Source organism: Desulfoluna butyratoxydans (assembly GCF_900699765.1).
Lineage (GTDB): Bacteria > Desulfobacterota > Desulfobacteria > Desulfobacterales > Desulfolunaceae > Desulfoluna > Desulfoluna butyratoxydans.
The window spans coordinates 604,552-626,326 of sequence record NZ_CAADHO010000001.1; the positions used below are offsets into that span (position 1 = coordinate 604,552).

The window sequence follows — 21,775 nt, forward strand, 5'->3', positions numbered from 1 at the left end:
TTTACCACGTGTGCCCAAATATTAAGAATCCACTTGACAATTCTGGTGAATTCAATTATTTAATTTCAGTTATTTGTACGAAAACCGACCGGGAGTATACAACATTGAAAAAATATACCTATAGCGCAAAGAAATCGGACAATCCACAGAAATGGTTCGTCGTCGATGCCAAGGATCAGGTGCTTGGCCGACTCGCTTCCGTTGTCGCAGCACACATTCGTGGTAAGCACAACCCCATGTACACACCGCATGTTGACACCGGAGATTGGATCATTGTCATCAACGCCGACAAGATCAAGCTCACCGGCAACAAGCTCAAGAACAAGACGTACTACCGTCACAGCGGCTACGTAGGTGGCATCACCGCCATCACCGCCGACAAACTTCTTGAGAAGCGTCCCGAGGATCTGCTCCGTTTCGCCGTTAAGGGCATGCTGCCCAAGAACCGACTGGGTCGTGAGCTGAACAAAAAGCTTTTCGTGTACGCAGGGGAAGAACATCCTCATGCGGCCCAGAAGCCTGAGACCCTCGCAGTCTAAGCAACCATCACAGCGAATCAAGAGATACTGAGGATATTCATGGAAAAAGAAAACGTATTCTACGCCACCGGCAAACGGAAAAACGGCATTGCCCGCACCTGGATCACCCCCGGTAGCGGCAAAATCACCGTTAACAATAAACCTGTTGAAGAGGCGTTCCCCAACCCCATGGCTCGCCTTGTTCTCGCCTCCCCCCTGGCCCTCGTTGAGGCCCAGGACGCCTATGACATCAACGTCAAGGTCAAAGGCGGCGGTATCATGGGACAGGCCGGTGCCATCCGTCACGGCATCACCAAAGCCCTTCTCCTTGCCGACCCCGAGCTTCGCGACGTGCTGAAGCGCGCCGGGTTCATTACCCGTGACTCCAGGGTCAAAGAGCGTAAGAAGTACGGCCAGAAAGGCGCCCGAGCACGCTTCCAGTTCTCCAAGCGCTAATCGCCGTTCGATTTTTTCAAAGGAAGGAGGCAGGAGACTGCCTCCTTTTTTTGTATGCGTTTCTATTCAGGTTGCCCCGGCACCCTGCCCTATCCCATGCAAGGCCCTCCCCCCCGGGCGCGGTGATATTCTCACGGACTTGACGACCTTGAGTGAGGTGCCCTTGGACTCTCCACACAGCCGACTCTCCCACGAAGAGGTCATCCGTCGTTGCCTGGCCCGTCGTTTCGGGATCTTCGCTTTTCCCGAGCCCCTGGAGTCCCGGTTTCGGGATCAGAAAACCGACAAACGGAACCGCCACTTCCCCCTGGCCGGCTTCCTGGCCATTGTCATCTACAACCTCTTTTTCATCAGCGACCGCATCATGGTGCCCGACATCTCCGCCACGGCATGGCGGCTCAGGCTTTTTGTGGTCTCCCCGGCCATCCTGCTGGTCATGGGCCTTGTGACCGTCAAACGATTCCGGCGCCACAGCGAGTTCTTTATCATGGTGCTGATGCTGCTGACCTCCTCGGGGATCATCTATCTCCTCACCCAGAGCCACCATCCCAATGTGGCCCACTACTACACCGGCATCATCCTCATTGCCATCTTCGGTAACATTGTGGCAGGCATCCGGTTCAAGACCGGGCTCATCACCTCCTCGGTCATTCTCTTTGCCTATGTCGTCAGCCTGGGCAGCATGCCCGCCATGGGGCGGGAGGCGGGGATCAACAGCGCCCTGGTTCTTTGCGCCGCCCTCTTCATCAGCCTCTTCGGATGCTTTCAGCTCGAAAGCGAGGCACGGCGAGAGTTCCTCCAGGCCATGCTCCAGCGCATCAACGCCCGCAAACTGGCCGAGACCAACCGGAAGCTGGCCCGGATCTCCATCACCGACGGCCTCACCAACCTATTTAACAGGCGCCACTTCGATACCGTCTATGACGCCCAGTGGCGAAGCGCCGCGCGCGTAAGCTCCCCCATTTCCCTGATCTTCATCGACATCGACCACTTCAAACGATTCAACGACCACTACGGCCACCAGGCCGGGGACCGGTGCCTGGAACGGGTGGCCGGGGCCATCAACGCCTGCGTCAAACGCGCCCACGACCTGGCGGCCAGGTACGGAGGCGAAGAGTTCGTGGTCCTTCTGCCCCACACGCCCCTGGACAAGGCCCTTATCGTGGCCGACCTCATTGTCCGAGCCACGGAAAAGCTGGGCATTGCCCACGAGGCATCCCCCACCCACCCCTTTGTGACCCTGAGCATCGGCGTCTCCTGCATGACCCCCGGGGACTCCGGGTGTCCCGAACAACTCCTTAAATTTGCGGACATCGCCGTCTACCGGGCCAAGGAGTCAGGGCGGAACCGCATTGTCTCCCTGGACCCGGCCAAAGAGGGCGACGTCCTCCTTCACACCGCCCTGTAGACGTCACCTGCTTTTGTGCGGACACGCCTTTTCCCCGAGCTGCCCGCAGGCCGCCAGGAGATCTTCCCCCTGGGACCAGCGCCGCCGCACATGGATCCCCTCAGCCACCAGCCGGTCATGGAAGGCGTTGACCTCTGCATCGGAAGGGGGCTCAAAGGACGTCTCTTCCCCGGAGGGATTAAAGGGGATCAGGTTCACGGTGGCAGACACCCCCCTTGCAAAATCCGCCAGCCTGGAGATGTCCTCGCCCCGGTCGTTTAGCCCCCGGATCAAGACGTACTCCAAGAGCACCCCGTCCCGTATCCCGCTGTGCCCGGCCAGGGCCGCCAGGCTGTCCTTGAGGGCGGCCAGGGGATAGCGCCTGTTCACCGGCATCAAGTCGGAACGCACGGCGTCGTCTGACGCATTAAGAGAGAGGGCCAGGCGAACCCCTGTCCCTGCGTCGGCAAGAGATGAAATCTTATGGGCCAGCCCCACGGTGGAAACAGTGATGCGCCTGGGACCGATGGAAAAACCCCGACCGTCCGTCATCACACGAATGGCCCGCACCACGTTCTCAAGGTTGTCCAGGGGCTCCCCCATGCCCATGAACACCACGTTTCGGATGGGGGCCTTCAAAACAAACCGGGCGTTCCAGAGCTGCCCGGTGATCTCGGCTGCGGTCAGGTTCCGATGCAGGCCCATGCGCCCGGTACGACAAAACCGGCACCCCATGCGGCACCCCACCTGGGTGGAGACACACAAGGTGGCATACCCCTTCATGGGGATCACCACCGACTCCACGGCCAGGCCGTCGGAAAGGCGGTGGAGAACCTTCACCACCCCCTCCCGTCGAACAGTCTCCTCCACCCCGGGAGGGGCAAAGCACACCTCTTCCGAAAGGGCGGAGGCCAGGGAGGGTGCCTCGGAAAACGCCTTTGCCTCCCAGAAGCGAGGGTTGCCGTGAACCATCACCTCCCGTACCAGCGCCGAGGCATGAAACGCCCCCTTGCCGTAACGGGCCTTCATATACCCGACCACCTCGTCGTAGGGGGCCTCCAATATCTCCATTCCACACTCTCCGTCCCGTAAACTTCTTTTGTCATCCGGCCAGCTTATCTCACACCGGGGGCAACGCCCCTTCCCATGTCCCGAATATCTCACACCAGACGCGTTACCCATAGGGTAACACATAATTGAAAAGACTTATCCATGTTGCATTTGACAAGGTATATTGATACACTTTTTACTTCCTTGTCATCCGGTATGAATATCACTAAGGAAATGACTCGCTCAGTTATTCATGCCGACAGGGAAGAGACCACCGCAGGATATTCCGGTACGTGAGGGGCTCGGCACACAACCCACACCATCCCACGTTTCGGCCGCCTTGGCGATGATATTCGGCACCGCTCAACGCCCTTTGTGTATGCAAATCCGGAGCCGACGTCAAATTGAGTCATGCCCGCGTCCATGCCCCTTACATACCGGCCAAGTCATAACCGGGCAGCAAGGAGATACGATGAGCCCCACGCCCTACCGAATGAACGTTCTGATTGTGGACGACATGCCCACCAACATCAAAATTCTCGGTGAAACCTTAAGAAAAGAGTACGACATCAGCTTTGCCCGGAGCGGCTCCAAAGCCCTTGAGATGGTTGACGACCATTGCCCGGACCTCATCCTCCTGGACATCATGATGCCCGGCATCGACGGCTACGAGGTCCTCCGGCGTATCAAGGACAACCCCGACCACGCCCACATCCCCGTCATCTTCATCTCGGCCAGGGACGACGAAAAAGACGAGACCTTCGGCCTGGAGCTGGGGGCCGTGGACTACATCACCAAGCCGTTCCGCCCTGCGGTGGTCAAGGCCCGGGTGCGCACCCACATGGAACTCAAGATGCACCGGGACCGCCTCAACAGCCTGGTCCACGACCGCACCCGCCAGCTCATCCACTCGGATCGCCTCGCCACCCTGGGGACCCTCTCCGCGGCCATCGCCCATGAGGTGAAAAACCCCCTGCACTACGTGGTGGGCAACGCCGAGATGATCATGGACGACATTCTGGGGGGAAACATGGTCTCCATCCAGCAGCGGGCCGTCAACATCGTCAAGGGCGCCCAGCGCATCAACGCCCTCACCGACCGGCTCAAGGGCTACTCCAAGAAACGGGGACGTTCCAATGTCCTGACCCCGCTGCGCGACATCATCGACGACGCCCTGGAGATGCTCCGGTACCGCCTCCTGAAATGCGGCGTGGAGATCAACACCTCCGGCGTTGCCAAAGAGCTGAGCGTCTGCTGTGACCCCCACCAGATCTCCCAGGTCTTTGTCAACCTCATCAACAACTCCACCGAGGTTCTCACCACCGGTTCCGGTGCCATCGTCATCCGGGCCGGAAAGACAGACGACTCGGCCTGGGTCACCCTCTCGGACAACGGCCCCGGCATCCCGCCGGACAAAATAGACACCATCTTCGAACCCTTTTTTACTGAAAAAGCCGACGACAAAGGCACGGGGCTGGGGCTCTTCATCACCCGGCACATCCTTTCGCGGCACGGGCGGGAAATCCACCTGACGCGCACCGACGCCTCGGGCTCTGAGTTCACCTTTACCCTGCCCCTGAACTGACCCCTCCATGAAGAGACGCTGGACCATCTCGGAATCCTACTTCTCCCTCATGATGATCCTGATGACCTGCGCCCTGTCGGGGCTGGGGGCCCTCTGGGTTGCGGTTGAGAACAACCGCCTCCGGGCTCAGTCCGACCAGATCCGTACCCATTTCATGGAGACCCGCAAGCAGAGCCTCGTTGAGATGACAAATCGCCTGGAGGCAACCCTGGACCGGGCCATCACCATTGCCGAGGAGCAGCGCCGCCAGCAGCTCAAGGAGCGGGTCCTGGAGACCTCCTCCATCCTTTTGGCCATCCATTCGGAAAACCAGGCCGGGCTGCCCCTCCAGATCCGCCACGCCCTGATGCGAAACGCCCTTCGAAAGGCACGCTCCCAGGAAAACCAGCGTTTCTTCTTCGCCCTGAATGAAGACGGCACCCTCATGTTCAACGCCATTCGGCCCGAACTCGACGGCACCCCCTTTGCCCGCCTGTCGGCCCAGGAGGAGTTTCCCATCGCCAGGCAGGCCGTGGACCTCGCCCTGTCCGCCGGAGAGGGGTACCTCACCTACCGCTACCCCAAACCGGAAGCCCCCGGAGGACCGCTCTTCCAGAAGACCACCTACATCCGGCTCATCAAGCCCCTGGGCTGGATCGTGGGCACGGGCTTTTACCATGACGACTTCTATCGCACCCTTAAAAAACGGATCGTCCGGGAGCTCTACCGCCCCACAAGCCCCACGGCCGACCGCGTCTTCATCCTCTCGGACACCGGGGTTCCCCTGACCGGCCACGCCTTTGCCTCAGAAAACACCGCCGCCCTTGCCACCCAGGGCCTGGAGGAGGAGGGGCGATTCATCCAGTACGATGCCCCGGACGGAAGCACCGCCTACCTGGGCTACCTCCGTCCCTTTTCCAGGTTGGGGTGGGTCATCGGAGCGTCGGCGGACACCCACGCCATGGGCCTTGCCCTCGGCCAGAAACAGGATGCCCTGAAGCAACGAATCCGCGAACAGCTCCTCTATGTCCTCGTCATCCTCTGCGCGGCTGTTGCCGTGAGCGCCATCGTCTCGGGGTTCTTTGCCAGGCACCTGGCACGGTCCTTTGCCTCCTTCGGCACCTTTTTCAAAAAGGCCTCCCGGGACTTCACCACCATCGACCCGGACAGGCTCTTCTTCTCCGAGTTCAAGCACCTTGCCGATGCAGCCAACCGCATGATCCTCAAGCGCAAAATTGCCGAAAAGGCCCTGAAGGAAAACGAAGAGAAATACCGGACCCTGGTGGACAACACCCTGCAGGGCGTCATGATTCTCCAGGATCAGCGCATCGTCTTCACCAATGCCGCCTGCAGCATCCTCACCGGCCGCTCCACCGGGGAACTCCTCGAAGCCACCGCCGACACCCTCTGGGGGTGGACCCACCCCGATGACATCGACCCCGTCTGGACCTATTTCGACTCGGCCCTCAGAAACCCGGACAGCCCTCCACGCACCTGGGCGTACCGCATCCGTCACGGCAACGGCAGCACCGTGTGGATCGAGATCACCGTAAGCCACCTGAGGTACCTGGGACGCCCTGCGGCCCTCTGCACCTTTTCGGACATCACCCGCCGAAAAGCCACTGAGATCGAGCTCACCGATTACCGGGAGCGCCTGGAAGACAAGGTGGCGGAAAAGACCCGGGAGCTCACCAAGGCCAAAAACCTGGCCGAGAGCGCCCTCAAGGCCAAAAGCCGCTTTTTGGCCAACATCAGCCATGAAATAAAAACCCCCATGAATGCCATCATGGGGGTTGCCGAGCTTCTGGAGGCCGAAGGGCTCACCGAAAAGCAGCGAAACTACATTGAGATCATGATGCGCTCGTCCCACGCACTCATGACCCTCATCGACGATATCCTCGACTTTTCACGGGCCGATGCGGGAAAAATCACGGCCGAGGTCATTGATTTCAGCTACCAGGAACTCCTGGAAGAGGTCACCGACACCTTCACCCCCCAGGCTGAAAAAAAAGGGCTGGCCCTGGTCCTGGAGGTGGACCCGGACCTGCCCGCCACCGTCACCGGAGACCCTTTGCGCATCCGGCAGGTGCTTGTGAACCTCATGGCCAATGCCGTCAAGTTCACCCCCTCGGGGAGCGTCACCCTCTGCTGCCGGGTGATCCGGCGTGGGTCAGACCTCATCACCCTGGAGACCGGTGTCCGGGACACGGGCATCGGCATCGATTTCTCCAGGCTGCCCCACGGAGACGCCCGCATTCTCTTCGAGCCCTTCAGCCAGGCGGACTGCTCCACCACCCGGGAGTACGGTGGAACCGGCCTGGGCCTGGCCATCTGCAAAAAAATCGTGGCCCTGCTGGGGGGAGAGATCACCGTCCGCAGCAGGCAGGGCCTGGGGAGCCTCTTCACGTTTCAGCTCACCGTCCCCTGGAAAGCCCCCCCGCACCGACCGCGCCTCACGTCCTCTGAGCGCGCGGTGCTTGTCGGGCCCCCCTGCCCTGATGAGACGGGCCTTCGCCGGTGCCTGGAGTGGTGGGGCTATGGGGTGGACCGCATCCAGCCCGCCCATGCTGTGCCCTGCCCCAGTCCCCCGTGGGAGCTTGCCTTCTGGCTCCTCACCGATGCCGAGCTGTCGCCCTCCGGCCCGTCCGTTGTCCCGGACTGGCCCCGGGGCATTGCCCACACCTTTGCGGTCTGTTCCGGGGGGATGTTCGACGCCGCGGCGTCTCTGTTCAAAGAGGTTGAGGCCCTCTCCATCCTGAAAAAGCCCCTGAAGCCCACCCATCTTTCACGGCGCCTGGTGGAGATCCGTGGTTCCCTCTGCCCCCAGCCCATGCCGTCCCAGCAAGCCCCGGAAAAATGGAACAACTCCCCATCAGCCACCACCGCCCAACTCACCCGCACCCTGGTACGGCTGCGGGACAAACTCTCCCACAACAAATTTGAGACCACCCAGGAAACAGACCTTCTCAAGGCCCTCATCCCCCCCGAGGCCGTGCACCTCATCGAAGAGCTCACCTACAGCATTGAAAACTTCAACTACTACTCGGCCCTTGCCACCCTGGAGAAAATCATGGCGTCCTGCCGCTGATGCCGAACATGTCGTACCCAGAAAATGGAACCAGCGTCTTTTACTCCCGTGCCAGCCCGCTGGCAAGAATCAGCAGCGCCCCCAGGCCGAAGCAATAGATATACAGGGGGGCCGCTTCCATCCAGTGGGCTGCGGACTGGAGCCCGGAGCTGGAGATACCGTCGATCCACGTCAGCCGCTCGGGGGGCAGCAGGCTCTTGAGGCTGTAGTCGAACCGAAGGGGATCCCCCGGAATCAGATTGGCCAGGGCTTTCATCACCAGCAGAAACAGACCGACAACCATTGAGACACTTCCCATCAGAAACCAGCGATTCATGGTCCTCTCCTTTTGTCTTCTTTCCATGGTGAGCCTCCCTTTTGGCAAGGGGCTACCACGGGAGCTGCACCGGGTAGAGTTCGTGGATCAACTCGCGATACGCCTCGGAACTCTGGTAATAGAATCGCGCCAGGGACATCAGCCGCATCCCGGCGTCCACCACGGCGTGAATATTTTCATTGGATGAGGCCCCGTTTTTTTCCAGGACCTGGCGCTCCAGGGCAAGCCGCTTTTTAAGGGCGATTTTCAACACAGACTCGGGAAGCCGCGACCACACCGAGTAATCCCGGTTGAAATCTTCCATGTCCTCTTTGAGAAGAAACTCCCCCAGGGCTTCCACCTGGGCAATCTCCTGGGGCTTGAACGGCAGCAATTGTCTCATCTCTCCTCCGCGGGGGAGCCTTCAACCACCCTCCCCCGTTGGAAAAGGTTGACCTTGCCCGGCCTGCGACCCTGTGACATACTTTGCACTTTACCCATAGACAGCAACTGATATAAGGCCATGACAAAACTCTCTCTCCAACCGTGGAATCGGCCCATGTACCGATTCCTTCTGCTTTTGACGCTCGGCGCCACCTTCGGGCTGCAATCCTGGCGTATCCTCTTTGACAACTTCTCCGTACAGGTCATCGGCCTTGACGGCAGCCATGTAGGCGCCATTCAGTCCATCCGTGAAATCCCGGGTTTTCTGGCCCTTCTTGTGGTGTACGTCACCCTCTTCCTCAAGGAGCACCGCATCGCCTCGCTTTCCGTGATCATTCTCGGCATCGGCGTCTGCGTCACGGGATGGTTTCCCAGCTTCTGGGGCCTTGCCCTGACCACCCTGGCCATGAGCTTCGGGTTCCACTACTTTGAAACCGTCAACCAGTCCCTTACCCTTCAATACTTTGACCGCGACACAGCACCCCTTGTGCTGGGCAAACTGCGGAGTTTCGGGGCCGCCACCGCCATCTTTGCCAGTGTCCTCTTCTTCTGCGCCGCCCCCTTCCTGAGCTTTGAGGGCATGTACATCCTCAGCGGCGCGGCCATCGTTGCCCTGGGCATCTACAGCCTTGTGGGGGACCCCACCCACAGTGACGCCGTTCCCCAGCGCAAAAAGGCGATCTTTCGAAAGCGCTACTGGCTCTTCTATTTCCTCACCTTCATGGCCGGGGCACGGCGGCAGATCTTTGTTGCGTTTTCGGTCTTCCTTATGGTTCAGCGCTTTGGCTTCTCCATTCAGGAGATCGCCGTGCTGTTCCTCTTCAACAACCTGGTGAACTATTTCCTGAGTCCCTTTATCGGAAAAGCCATCGTCCGCTTCGGGGAGCGGCGCATCCTCTCCCTGGAGTACCTGAGCCTTATCTTCATCTTCATCGCCTACGCCTTTGCGGAGTCCAGGGTGCTGGTGGCCGCCCTCTACATCCTCGACCACATCTTTTTCAACTTCGCCATCGCCATCCGGACCTTCTTCCAGAAAGTGGCCGATCCCCGGGACATCGCCCCGAGCATGGCGGCGGGCTTTACCATCAACCATATTGCGGCGGTGGTGCTGCCCTTCATCGGGGGCCTGCTCTGGGTGGTGGACTACCGCATTCCTTTTATAGGGGGAGCCGTCATGGCCTGTGTCTCCCTGGCGGCGGTGCAGCGGATTCCCGCAGAGTTAAGGCGATACCAGGCTGACATGGCAACGGGATCAGGTCAGTAACATCGCGGGCGGGGGAGCCTTTCCGCCCCTTACCCTTCCCTGGCCGCCATGTACCCGTTCCGGGTGGAGGCCTTTTGCAGGGTCCCGATGTTCTCCATGTACCGGGCGGCATCCTCGAAGCTTACAGCCCCCCTGGAGTAAAGGTCCGCCAGGGAAAAATCCAGGGGGACAAACTCCTCGCCGGCCGTCTGCATCTGGGTGCGGATCATGTGGGTCTTCTCTTCGCGAATCAGGTTCTTCATGCGGTAGCTATTGATGAACTTTTCAACAGCCAGAACCAGGCCCTTGCCGTCCTGCCTGGGAATCAGCCGCTGGGAAATCGTGCAGAGAAGGGACGCGGAAAGAAGGCTTCGGATCAGGTTCTGCTGATGGGAGGGGAACATGTTGATCACCTGCTCGATGATCCCCGTGGCATTGTCGGCATGGACCGTGCTGACCACCAGATGCCCGGTGTTGGCGGCCCGGAGTGCGATCTCGAAACTCTCCTTGTCCCGCATCTCTCCCACCACGATCACATCCGGCGACTGCCGGAAAATGCTTCGCAGCCCGTCATGGAAGGTCTCGCAGTCCCGCCCCACCTCCCGCTGGTTCACGTTGCTCTTCTTGTGCTTGTGAAGATACTCCACCGGGTCTTCCAGGCTGATGATGTTGCACCGGCGGTTGTCATTGATGATGTCCACAATCTTGGCCAGGGTGGTGGACTTTCCGTGGCCGGCCGGTCCGCACACCATGATCAGCCCCTGGGGCTTCAGGGCAAAGTCATGGACCCAGTCCGGCAGGCCGAGGGCTTCCATGCTGGGCAGCACCTCGGGCAGGGCCCGAAAGGCGATGGAAACCGTGTTGCGCTGTTTGTACAGGGCAATACGGAACCGCCCCACCTCCTTGACGTTCAGCGCCATCTCCATATCGTTTTCCATCTGGAACCTGCGCCACTGATCATCGGTGAGCAGCTCGCGGGCATACTTCTCGCAGTCTGCAGGGGACAGCACCCCCATGGGCATGCGTTTGAGCTGGTTGCTGATCTTCAGGGACGGGGGCGCCCCCGCCGAGATAAACATATCGCTGGCCCCCTGCTTGACCATCTCCTCCATCAGGCTTTTCAGCTTCGGCGCCTTTTCGATGCGAAGGCTCAAGGCCTCGGCCGTGCGCCGGATCACCTCCCCGGAGATGCCGTCGCCGTAGCCTCCTGCAAGGGACTGGAGGGCCGCCTCCATCATGAAACTCGGGGTCACCACGGGCCGGATCTTCATGCCCAGGGAGAACCCCAGGTCGTTGATGGTCATAAAATCCTGGGGCGCCACCATGGCAAGGACAAGCTCATGCCCCTCCAGGCGCACCGGAAGGACCCGCAGGGTCCGCATCTTCTCCTGGGGGATCATGTCCAGGACATGCTGGGGAATGTTGATACTGAAGAGGTTGACGGGCTTCACCTCAAAATGCTTGCCCAGAAACTTCAACAGATCGTCCACCCCGATGAACCCCATATCAATGAGGATGGAACCCAGCTGCCCGCCGTCGTGCATCTGACGTTTCAGGGCCGTCTCCAGCTGCTCTTCGCTGATGTAACCGTACTCCATCATCAGTTCGCCCAGGCGATGCTTCCGCCCCGGAATGCGCTTGGCGCCACTGCTCTCCTTTGCCATGGTGATGCCTCCTTTCTGCGCGGGCAGCGCCCTCCTCCGGGCCCGGGTATACCACAGACCAAAGCGAGACCAACCCCGCATGAGTTCTCACATTGCCTCAAGGATTCAAGACTGATTTTCGCTACGATTTTAGGAATCATGCCGGGTGACAAGGCATGAGATACAAAGACAGATTCCCCGTTTTACGGCCCATCGCACAGCGTCCGGGCGTCGCGTCAGGAGACGGGATTGCCGTCGGCCAGGCTGTGGATAATTTCGACCTCCACCATCACCTCGACGCTGCCCGCCCCTTTCTGGTCCCGGACCCGCATGGAGACGCACATCTCCCCGCCGCTGAGTCCCTGCACCGTGGCATAGTACTCCCCCCATTCCGGGCGACTCTCTTTCATGGCGTCGTGCCCGGAAAACCACAGGGATATGGCTTTGAGCATGCCCCTGGGAACCTGCTTCCGGTTTGTAAAATAGGTCATGGCCGGGATGCCGCCGTCGGGATTCCCCGGGTAATGTTTTTTCCGGTCCATGGAGACAAAGAGGCCGGACATCTCAGGGGGCAGGGTCCTTATGGCCTGGGTGATACGTGCCTGCTGCAGCGGTGCGCCATCCATAGCTCAACCTCCGTGTGGCCCTGCAAGGGGCTGGTGGAGAAGGACTCTGGGGAAACCATACGGAAACATGACAAATTGAGGTAATTTTCGATGGGTGCAATTATACCCCATCGGCCTTCTCCTTTCAAGGCACAGCCTCCCCGGCACAGCGGCGCATCCGGGCTGTGCGGGGCGCACCCCACCGGAACAGAGGCCCTCTCCTACAGGGTTTTCGCCCCTTCAACGCGCTGTTATTCCCTGATTTACCGCCGTCAGCTCACCACGTTCTCCCGGCATCCCCCTCATTTTTCCCTTGCTTTCCTACCTCATTCCTGCTTTTTCTCAATGACGGCAATCTCATGAAAAGTACTGACAACCGTTCATAAAAGTCAGCATGCCGCGCGATGAAATACCCCTGACGGCATCACAGGTGTGGCACGCCCCACTGCACGGCAGCCACACAGCCTTGCCATACGACTCGACCCGGTGGGATCTGGCCGCCGGGTAACCCTTGCAACACATGCGATACAGTTTAAGGAGGATACCCATGGTTCGTTCACGCAAAATGGCCTTGTTTACGGCCGTTTCGTTTTTATTGACCCTTGCAGTCCCCGCGATGCTCCTGGCCGCCGATCCTGCGGTGGCCAAGGCCAACGCGGATCATTTCAAGATGCTCACCCTGATCCCGCCGGTGGTGGCCATCGTGCTGGCCTTTGTCACCCGCAACGTGGTGCTCTCCCTGTTTGCCGGTATCTTCTCCGGCACCTTCATGCTCTCCCTTGAAGGCGGTGTGATCTCCGCTTTTCAAAACGGCTTCATCAAGCTCAACCACGAGGTTCTGAGCTCCCTTGCCGATCCCTGGAACGCAGGCATCGTCCTGCAGTGCCTTGCCATCGGCGGCCTCATCGCCCTGGTCTCCAAAATGGGCGGCGCCAAGGCCATCGCCGAGGCCCTGGCCAAAAAAGCCACCGGCGCCACCAGCGCCCAGCTCTACGCCTGGTTCATGGGCCTGTTGATCTTCTTCGACGACTACGCCAACTCCCTCACCGTGGGCCCCATCATGCGACCGGTCACCGACCGCATGAAGATCTCCAGGGAAAAGCTGGCCTTCATCATCGACGGCACGGCCGCCCCCATTGCGGGCATTGCCCTCATCTCCACCTGGGTGGCTTACGAAATCGGCCTCATCAAGGACGGCTACGCAGGGCTTGGCATCGAGGCCAACGCCTACGGCCTCTTTGTGGGCACCATCCCCTTTCGCTTCTACAACATCCTGATCCTCATCTTCATCGTGGCCACGGCCGTGATGCTCCGGGAATTCGGCCCCATGCTCACCGCCGAGAGGCGGGCACGCAAAACCGGCAAGGTCCTGGCTGACGGCGCCAAGCCCATGGTGGCCGCCGAGTCCACCGGCCTTGAGCCCGACGAGTCCGTCAAGCTCAACATCTGGAACGCCATCATCCCCATCATGACCCTGATCCTGGGGGCCTTCGTCGGCTTCTATTTCAACGGTCGGGGCGCCATCATGGGCGGGGACGACGCCGCCCTCATCCAGCTCCTCAACGAGAGCCCGGCCTCCTTCACCGCCATCCGGGAAGCCTTCGGTGCGTCGGACGCCTCCATCGTGCTCTTTGAGGCGGCCCTGTTCGCCGGCATCGTGGCCATGATCCTGGGGGTCACCCAGAAGATCTACACCATCGAGGCGGCCGTGGACACCTGGGTCCAGGGCGTGAAGTCCCTTGTCATCACCGGGGTCATCCTCCTTCTGGCCTGGTCCTTAAGCTCCGTCATCAAGCAGCTCGGCACCGCCATGTACCTTGTGTCGGTTCTCTCCGACGCCATCCCGCCCTTTACGCTGCCGGCCATCATCTTTATCCTGGGCTCCTTTATCTCCTTTGCCACGGGTACCTCCTACGGCACCATGGGGATCCTGATGCCCCTGGCCATTCCCCTGGCCCACGCCATCAACCCGGAGAGCGGGTACATGCTCATGAACATCGGCGCGGTCCTCACCGGTGCCATCTTCGGGGACCACTGCTCCCCCATCTCCGACACCACCATCCTCTCGTCCATGGGGGCGGCCTGTGACCACATCGACCACACACGGACCCAGCTGGTCTACGCCGTGACCGTGGCCCTTGTCACCGTGTTCCTCGGCTACATCCCCGCAGGCCTCGGTGTTCCCGTGTACATCATCCTGCCCGTGGCCGTAACGGCCCTCATCGGCATCCTCTTCTTCTTCGGTAAACCCGTGGAAGAGGCCTGATTCGTCCCTTCGGGATGAGCTTTGAGTCAGCCCCCGCCCCTGCGGCGGGGGCTGTCTCCCCTGTATTGGTAAGACATCTCTGTTTCATTCCTCCTTTGTGAGACACAGCCCGCCCCTTAAGCCTTCCCCGCATTTTCGGCCGCACCGCCGGACATGACCTGACCGCCATGCAGCCCGATCTATCTGATGCCACGGCACATTTGCTTCGTTACCCAAGGGCCTCCAGCGGTTTCCACTGCCTTATCCCCCGTTCTCCCGCACCTCTGGCATGTATCTTGAAAGGTTGAATCACAGGGAAACGCCCGTTGCGGAGCGCCCTGTTGAACGGAACCCAAGCAGGAGACAAATCGTGAGAGCATGTGACCACAACATAAAGACAACCCTTGAACTGGTTGAGGCCATGATCCAGCTGGCGGAAAGAGGGGACAGCGACCGTGAAGACAGCGGATGCGGGATCCTTTACGGTATCCTCCGGGACGCCGCTTACAAGATCAAGCAGGTGGCGGAAATGGAGCGGGAAGCCCATATCCGGAAAGGCTGGTGGGAAGAGCATCCCTGAACAAGCCCCCAAGGCATCCCCACCTCCCGTACTGACCGGTGACAACGACTCGCCGATACCATGCGTTTTCATTCCCCACAGCACCCGAACACGGGACACAAAAAGAGCCCTCTGTCCTGCATCGCCCCATGGCAATGCCCCGCCGCCACCCCATCGCGTTTCTCCCTGCAAGGGGCACACCCAGCCTGAAGACACCCCATAGCCCATGTCCCACGCACCGCTGAACACGAACGGGAACCCACACCCCCGGACCACCGGGGCGGTCCCCCTGTGGCTTCGGCCCCCTCCTTCCCTGCCGGTGCCCGGGTTCGCCTATGTGCCCCGCGTTACCCCACAGATAAGACCCGCACACCAGAAAAAGGGCACAAAACGCATGTCACCCTCTTATCCGTCGTCCACCCGACGGATAGATACCTCCCGGCCCCGGGTGCCCCGCCCACACCATCCATCGCCCATATCCCATTGAATCAACGAGACAAACCCTTGCATATCCACCACAGCACGGGTAGATCCTTCTTTTGTCATTTTCCCACAATATGAAATTACTATTTTATTTTTTCATATTGTGTTGACACCATCCAAAAGGTTGTGCCACCTTATCAACCATCGGGGTGAGCAGAGAGGTCCATGCCCCCTCTCTTCGGCAAACCCGCCCCGACGCAACCCAAGGGGCACGGACATCCCTGTTGTGACGTTGAAACCTTTGCACTGCGCCACCATGCCCTGTGGCACGGGTCACATCATCAATGCAAGACGTCACAGGGACGTACCATAGAAAGAGACCACGCGGCGCCCACCAGGGCCCGCCTCCAGATACATACCGCTGGGTGCCCGGATCGCTCTGCCCGACGATCTCCCGGGTGCCCTGTTTCGACCCGCAACGCTGCGGATCGAACCATGCGAACGCGTACACCGTCCGTTGCCTTCATGGGGAACGGACACGGCATATATCCCTGATATGGTGACCCGGGGTCCCAATCCGCCCCAAGCCGTATATGCCCAATCAACAATGCGTATAGGAGGAGGTAGTATGTTACGTAAGTCTTTTGCCGTTGCCCTTTCATTCCTTACCCTGGCCGTGTTCGGCCTCTCAGGCGCCCAGGCCGCACAGACCATCAAGCTGGGCTACGGAGATCCCCCAGAATCTGATCAAGGCGTTTACGCCCGGCGTTTCAAAGCTGTTGTGGAGGGTCTTTCCGACGGCGAAATCAAGGTGGAGCTCTTCTCCGGCGGCGCCCTAGGCACCGAAACCGAGATGCTTCAGACCACGCGAAAAGGGACCCTTGACATGTCCCTGGTCTTCAGCGGCAATGCCGTTCCCTTTGTCAAAGAGCTGGGCACCCTCACCATGCCCTACCTCATCAAAAACGAGTACGATGCGGTGAAAGCCACCACCGGCGAACTCGGCGCTTACTGGAACGAGACCTGCGTCAAAAAAGGGGGATTCCGTATCCTCGGCTGGGTCTACTCCAACTTCCGCCACCTCACCAACAACAAGCGGCCCGTGACCTCCCTCAAGGACGTCAAGGGCCTGAAGATCCGTATCCCCCAGAACAAAATCCACATGGCCACCTACCGGGCCTGGGGTGCCAACCCTGTGCCCATCTCCTGGCCCGAGACCTTCACCGCCCTTCAGCAGGGCGTGGTGGACGGCCAGGACAACCCCTACATCGTCATGCACACCTCCAAATTCCAGGAAGTGCAGAAGTACTGCACCGAAGTGCACCACATGTATGCCCTGCAGTTCCTCTCCGTGGGTGAGCGCAGCTGGAAGAAATACGACCAGAAGACCCGGGACATCCTGACCCGCGCCGGTATCGAGGCCCAGCAGTACAACCTGCTCTTCCAGGTGAGCGAAGCCTCCAAGGCCAAAGAAGCCATGGCCGCCGCAGGGGTCCAGATGGACAACCTCACCGATGAAGAGGAGTGGATCCGCCTGGCCAAGGAGAAGGTCTGGCCCGAGTTCTACGACTTCATCGGCGGCAAGGCCCTCATCGACCGAGTCGAAGCCACCCTCGAGGCAAAGTAACCCCAGTGCTTCCCTCCACAGCCTCCGGTTAGCCACCCTGACCGGAGGCGTCCCCCGATCCCTTGAAAGGGCCCGGGGGACGATTCGGCCGAAAACGCCCCGGGCCGACCACGCGTCCGCCCCGGCCGTGTTCAGCTGAACGGCAGCTTAAAGAAACAAGGGGTTTTCCGGCACCCGCAACAGGGCCCGGAGCCCCGGTGCTCAACCGACGTGAACCCACAGACACGAGATCCCTTTCCGGGATGAAGGAGTGATCCATGAACCATAAAGAACGCGCACTCACCGCCCTGAACCACGAAGAGCCGGACCGGGTTCCCATCGACCTGGGAGGTCGCAACACCACCCTCATGCTCAACGGATACGAGGCCTTCAAGAAAAAGCACGGGAAAGAGGACCTCACCACGGAGATCATGTCCAAGGTGTGGCAGACAGCCTTCATCGACGAGTACTTCCTGAAAATGTACAACGCCGACTTCCGCCATGTGCGGCCCAAGAACATGGTGGTCCTGGGCGAGGACGTGAAGCAGGAGTTCACCGAAGACGGCTGCGAAATTTTCACGGATCAGTGGGGAGTCAAAAGGAAAGTGGACGGTGAATACGCCACCATCCATGAGTACAACATGAAAGAGCCCACCCTGGAGGCCATTGAAAACCACCCGTGGCCCCATGCGGCCACGGACTTTGACTTCAGCCATGTGCGGGAAGAGGCAAAAAAACTCCACGACGAAGGGGAGTATGCGGTGGTGGGATGCATGGGAAGCCCCGGCAACCTCTTTGAGCAGTGCTGGTGCATGCGCGGCATGCCCGAGTTTTTCATGGATATGATGGCCAGAAAGGATTTCGCCCACGCCCTGCTCCGCAAGGTCTGCGATCACCGAAAAGAGAACGCCCGCCTCTTCCTGCAAGAGGCCGGTGAGTACATCGATGTCATCCAGTGCGCCGACGACCTGGCCATGCAGAACGCCCCCTTCATGTCCATGCCCATGTACCGGGAGTTCATCAAGCCCTACCAGGCCGAACTCTTCAGCTACATCAAGAGCATGACCAAGGCAAAGCTCTACTACCACAGCTGCGGAGCCGTCACCGGCCTGCTGGACGACCTCGTGGAGATCGGCGTGGACATCTTAAACCCCGTCCAGGTCTCGGCCACGGGCATGGAGACCGACCAGCTCAAAAAACGCTTCGGGGACAAGCTCTCCTTCTGGGGCGCCATCGACACCTTCCATGTCCTGCCCAACGGCAGCGTGGACGACGTCCGCAAGGAAGTGGCCACCCGCATCCGGGACCTCGCCCCGGGCGGCGGCTACATCCTGGGCTCCGTCCACAACATGCAGTCCGACATCTCCCCTGAAAATGTCGTGGCCATGCTGGAGGCCGCCGTGGAGTTCGGCCAGTACCCCATCGCCTGCTGATTTCCTCCCGGGTCCCCCACAGGGTGGACTCGAAAGGCCAGCCAGCCCCCCTTCATCCGTGGAGGGGGGCTTTTTTATGGCACCTGCAAAAAAAAAGGCGGTGCTTTTATAAAAAAGCGATCCGCCAGCCTTGCAACGTCATGTCCGGGCAACGCCCTGTCAGACGATATTCTGCTTCAGGTACCCCACCAGCTCGTCACGCTTGGACTCCCATTCACGCCCCACAAGGGCATCCACAGCCATGGCCCCCACGATTTTCCCCTCGAATTTCAAGGGATAGGAGACCCCGAGGCCGCCCTGGACAAGAAAGGACTCGGCGTACCCGTAGCCCAGCTTCCTGGAGAGGGCCACAAACTCCATAAAGGTCTCACGGTCCACCAGCAGCACATCGCGGAGCCGCTCTGTGTTCCGGTCCAGAATGGCTGAAATTCTCGCATCGTCGAGGAAGGCCAGCATGCCCATGGACGGAGAACCGAATCCCAGGGGCGCCCGCTCTCCGGGCCGACAGGCGGCCAGCTGGATCACGTTGGTGCCCTGGTAAATCCCCACGCATTTGCAGTCGTCCCCCTCGCGGATAAACAGGGAGGTGGTGTACCCGAACATCCGGGCCACGTTGCCTGCCAGCGCCCCGTAGCTCGTCCGCACATAGTGCTCCATGGAGAGGCCGGAGTAGATCACGCTGTCCGAACCGATGATGTAGGTCTTGCTTTTCTGGTCAAAGGAGAGGAACCCGCAGTCCGTCAGCACCGAAAGGAGCCTGTGGGCCGTGGAGGTGGTGATCTCCATGGTCTCGCTCACCTCTTTGAGGGTGGTGGGGGACTCCCCCCGCTGAATGATCATCTTCAATATATTGAGGGTACGATACACACTTTGTGCGCCTTGAATCATGGAATCCAACCTGTGGTGTCTTGGGATCCGTCACTCTCTTTCGGCCGGACCGGCCTGCAGAATACCGCGAATCCATCATTAATTCACAACGATGACATACCCACGCCCCGAGAAAATTGCAAGTAAAATCCCAGGTTCCGAGGTGCCCCCGCGCCCCATTATTCTCATATTGTGGGATAATGATTATTAATTCCCATATTATATTGACACCCCATACCCCCTGTGCCATGATGCCCCTGAAGATGCCGGGAAGCCACTGTCACACAGCCATCCCCCGTCTTCCCCATGCACCGCGCAAGCGGAACGCCCTGATGCCCAGGCACCGTTCAAGGGAACCCGCTGCAAGGACGGCACCCCGCAAAAGGTCCTGTCCAGTCAACCGATCTGTTTTTTCGACGGACGGGTACGCACCCGACCACAGGCGCAGGCTTTGGGTTGCGCCTTCCCGGCCCCAACCAACCGCCAGGTTCCGGGAAGGACGATGCCATCTGTCCGTCTTCATCAAAGGAGTAAGCAATATGTCTGTTGAAAGTGTCTTCGATGCCGTTATCGGCCTTGATCCCGCCAAAGTGGTTGCAGATGTCAACGCTGAAATTGAAGCCGGAACCCCCGTCGACGAAATCCTCAACCAGGGGCTCATCCGGGCCATGGATGTTGTGGGAGAGCGATTCTCCGCCGGGGAGACCTTCGTCCCCGAAATGCTCATGTCCGCCCACACCATGAAAGCTGGCGTAGAGGTCCTGAAACCCCTGCTCACCGGGGAGAGCGTCCAAAAGGTGGGAACCATCGTCATCGGCACCGTGCACGGGGACCTGCACGACATCGGAAAGAACCTGGTCTGCATCATGCTGGAAGGAGCGGGGTTCAACGTGGTGGACCTGGGAGTGGACGTGCTGAAAGAAAAATTCATCGAGGCGGCCATCGAACACAAGGCAGACATCATCGGGCTCTCAACGCTTCTGACCACCACCATGTGCGTGGTGGAAGAGACCGTCGAGGCCATCAACGAAGCGGGCCTTCGCGACTCCGTGAAGATCATGGTGGGCGGCGCGCCCCTGAACCAGGACTTTGCGGACCGCATCGGAGCCGACGGATTTGCCCCGGACGCCGGTGCCGCAGGCAAAATGGCCCGGGAGCTTGTCCTTCACTAACCGCAGAGGTAAGCCACCTCCAAAGCAGGTTGCCAATGCGCTCTTTCCCTTGTTCCTCGGGGAAAAGCGCATTCGCCGTTGATGGTGATCGGCGTGAATCTGTTTTTTAACGGCCTGTTTGCTAAACCCGTCAGCACATGTGGAGGGACTTTGGACCCGGAGTGTTTGCGAACCCGGGGGCCTGTCTTTGCCTCGTCCCTCACCCGCCCCGCAACCATCGCCTTCTTTTTTTCAACCCCCTTGCAATTTGCAGGCATCGCGGTATGCTCATCCACGTTTTCACATGAACCCTTCAAGAAGACGGGATACTGCCATGACACCTGCCCCCACCACCCTTTTTCTCGTGCGTCACGGCCAGACCACCTGGAACGTCGAACGCCGCCTTCAAGGCCACCTGAACTCACCCCTTACGGAGACCGGCCGCAAGCAGGCCCGGGCCGCTGGAGACATCCTTGCAGGCACCCCCATCGCCGCAGCCTTTTCAAGCCCCTCGGGCCGCGCCGTGGAAACGGCCAACGGGATCATCGGAGACCGCGACATCTCCCTGACGCACCACGAAGGACTCCGGGAAATCGGCCTGGGCCCCATGGAGGGCATGCCCCTTGCCGAGGCGGAAAAAATTCACCCCAAGGCGTGCCGGGACTTCTGGGAAGCGCCCCAGGACTTTGACCTGCCCGGGGCCGAACGGTACAGCCAGGTGCAAACACGGGTCCTTGCCGCCATCGACGAGCTTTTCCGGGCCCACCAAGGCCAGGCCATCCTCCTTGTTTCCCATGCCATCGCCATCAAAACAGCCCTGGCCCACTTCCTGGACAAGGCCATCTGGGAGCTCGGCGACATCCGGCTTCCTGAAAACGGCCGTATCCTCACCCTGCAGGCAACAGACGGACACCTGGCCCTGAAGGACCCGGAGGCCTGCCTCTTCCAGGCAGAAGCCAGTCACTAAAAAGAGCTGTGCTTTCTATGGTTAAAGTGGGTGGAAAAATCAGGTCTCCGGCGGCCAGGTGGGGCACCTTGAATAGTTAGAAATCATGTAACTATTCAGCTCAAAATTGCCTCCGGCGGCCCTGCCGGGGGCCAAACTTTTAAAAAGTTTGACAAACAGGTCTTAAGTAAGCCTTCCAGGCTACGCCGAAATAATTTCGACATTTTCACACCCGCGCTACGTTTTGATCGC

18 protein-coding genes are annotated in these 21,775 nt (G+C 59.8%); 12 read left to right on the forward strand and 6 right to left on the reverse strand.

What is annotated here, in order from left to right; translation table 11 throughout:
- The first annotated feature begins 104 nt into the window (after positions 1-104).
- From rplM to MSL71_RS02705, 3 genes are all read left to right on the forward strand, one after another.
- Entirely contained in the window at positions 105-539 is a 435-nt protein-coding gene (rplM, locus tag MSL71_RS02695; RefSeq protein WP_180137125.1) for a 50S ribosomal protein L13, read from the forward strand.
- A gap of 39 nt (positions 540-578) precedes the next feature.
- Positions 579-974, forward strand: a complete 396-nt coding sequence (gene rpsI, locus MSL71_RS02700) for a 30S ribosomal protein S9 (RefSeq protein ID WP_180137126.1) — start codon at positions 579-581, stop codon at positions 972-974.
- A 163-nt stretch (positions 975-1,137) separates the two neighbouring features.
- Entirely contained in the window at positions 1,138-2,382 is a 1,245-nt protein-coding gene (locus MSL71_RS02705) for a GGDEF domain-containing protein (protein WP_180137127.1), read from the forward strand.
- Positions 2,383-2,385: 3 nt separating this feature from the next.
- On the opposite strand, the gene rlmN is transcribed toward MSL71_RS02705, so the two are convergent.
- A complete protein-coding gene (gene rlmN / locus MSL71_RS02710; protein WP_180137128.1) occupies positions 2,386-3,432 on the reverse strand; it encodes a 23S rRNA (adenine(2503)-C(2))-methyltransferase RlmN in 1,047 nt (348 codons plus the stop codon).
- A gap of 451 nt (positions 3,433-3,883) precedes the next feature.
- Here rlmN and MSL71_RS02715 point away from each other — a divergent pair, with 451 nt between their 5' ends.
- Both MSL71_RS02715 and MSL71_RS02720 read left to right on the forward strand, forming a co-directional pair.
- Entirely contained in the window at positions 3,884-4,996 is a 1,113-nt protein-coding gene (locus MSL71_RS02715; RefSeq protein WP_180137129.1) for a sensor histidine kinase, read from the forward strand.
- A gap of 7 nt (positions 4,997-5,003) precedes the next feature.
- The gene (locus MSL71_RS02720) at positions 5,004-8,063 is read left to right on the forward strand and encodes a cache domain-containing protein (RefSeq protein ID WP_180137130.1); all 3,060 of its coding nucleotides are present in this window, start codon (positions 5,004-5,006) and stop codon (positions 8,061-8,063) included.
- 40 nt (positions 8,064-8,103) lie between these two features.
- Here MSL71_RS02720 and MSL71_RS02725 read toward each other — a convergent pair whose 3' ends face one another.
- Together MSL71_RS02725 and MSL71_RS02730 are read right to left on the reverse strand one after the other, a co-directional pair.
- A complete protein-coding gene (locus tag MSL71_RS02725; RefSeq protein WP_180137131.1) occupies positions 8,104-8,379 on the reverse strand; it encodes a hypothetical protein in 276 nt (91 codons plus the stop codon).
- 52 nt (positions 8,380-8,431) lie between these two features.
- A complete protein-coding gene (locus MSL71_RS02730) occupies positions 8,432-8,761 on the reverse strand; it encodes a hypothetical protein (RefSeq protein ID WP_180137132.1) in 330 nt (109 codons plus the stop codon).
- Positions 8,762-8,917: 156 nt separating this feature from the next.
- On the opposite strand from MSL71_RS02730, the gene MSL71_RS02735 reads away from it, so the two are divergent.
- Positions 8,918-10,066: an MFS transporter gene (locus tag MSL71_RS02735; RefSeq protein WP_246317696.1), complete on the forward strand. Its 1,149-nt coding sequence runs from the start codon at positions 8,918-8,920 to the stop codon at positions 10,064-10,066.
- A gap of 29 nt (positions 10,067-10,095) precedes the next feature.
- Here the strand turns inward: MSL71_RS02735 and MSL71_RS02740 are convergent, their stop codons facing one another.
- Positions 10,096-11,709: a PilT/PilU family type 4a pilus ATPase gene (locus tag MSL71_RS02740; protein WP_180137134.1), complete on the reverse strand. Its 1,614-nt coding sequence runs from the start codon at positions 11,707-11,709 to the stop codon at positions 10,096-10,098.
- A 215-nt stretch (positions 11,710-11,924) separates the two neighbouring features.
- Positions 11,925-12,314, reverse strand: a complete 390-nt coding sequence (locus MSL71_RS02745; protein ID WP_180137135.1) for a hypothetical protein — start codon at positions 12,312-12,314, stop codon at positions 11,925-11,927.
- A 526-nt stretch (positions 12,315-12,840) separates the two neighbouring features.
- Between MSL71_RS02745 and MSL71_RS02750 the strand changes: the two genes are divergently transcribed.
- The 4 genes from MSL71_RS02750 to MSL71_RS02765 all read left to right on the forward strand — a co-directional run bounded on the left by MSL71_RS02750 (position 12,841) and on the right by MSL71_RS02765 (position 18,559).
- The gene (locus MSL71_RS02750; protein WP_180137136.1) at positions 12,841-14,559 is read left to right on the forward strand and encodes a Na+/H+ antiporter NhaC family protein; all 1,719 of its coding nucleotides are present in this window, start codon (positions 12,841-12,843) and stop codon (positions 14,557-14,559) included.
- 349 nt (positions 14,560-14,908) lie between these two features.
- Positions 14,909-15,118, forward strand: coding sequence for a hypothetical protein (locus MSL71_RS02755; protein ID WP_180136638.1), 210 nt, complete (start codon positions 14,909-14,911; stop codon positions 15,116-15,118).
- A 1,030-nt stretch (positions 15,119-16,148) separates the two neighbouring features.
- A complete protein-coding gene (locus MSL71_RS02760) occupies positions 16,149-17,147 on the forward strand; it encodes a TRAP transporter substrate-binding protein (protein ID WP_180137137.1) in 999 nt (332 codons plus the stop codon).
- 257 nt (positions 17,148-17,404) lie between these two features.
- Positions 17,405-18,559, forward strand: coding sequence for a uroporphyrinogen decarboxylase family protein (locus tag MSL71_RS02765; RefSeq protein WP_180137138.1), 1,155 nt, complete (start codon positions 17,405-17,407; stop codon positions 18,557-18,559).
- 159 nt (positions 18,560-18,718) lie between these two features.
- On the opposite strand, the gene MSL71_RS02770 is transcribed toward MSL71_RS02765, so the two are convergent.
- The gene (locus tag MSL71_RS02770) at positions 18,719-19,447 is read right to left on the reverse strand and encodes an IclR family transcriptional regulator (protein ID WP_180137139.1); all 729 of its coding nucleotides are present in this window, start codon (positions 19,445-19,447) and stop codon (positions 18,719-18,721) included.
- Positions 19,448-19,965: 518 nt separating this feature from the next.
- Here MSL71_RS02770 and MSL71_RS02775 point away from each other — a divergent pair.
- Both MSL71_RS02775 and MSL71_RS02780 read left to right on the forward strand, forming a co-directional pair.
- Complete coding sequence (locus MSL71_RS02775) at positions 19,966-20,598, forward strand: corrinoid protein (RefSeq protein ID WP_180137140.1); 633 nt, start codon at positions 19,966-19,968, stop codon at positions 20,596-20,598.
- A 313-nt stretch (positions 20,599-20,911) separates the two neighbouring features.
- Entirely contained in the window at positions 20,912-21,544 is a 633-nt protein-coding gene (locus MSL71_RS02780) for a histidine phosphatase family protein (RefSeq protein ID WP_180137141.1), read from the forward strand.
- The last annotated feature ends 231 nt before the right edge of the window (positions 21,545-21,775 follow it).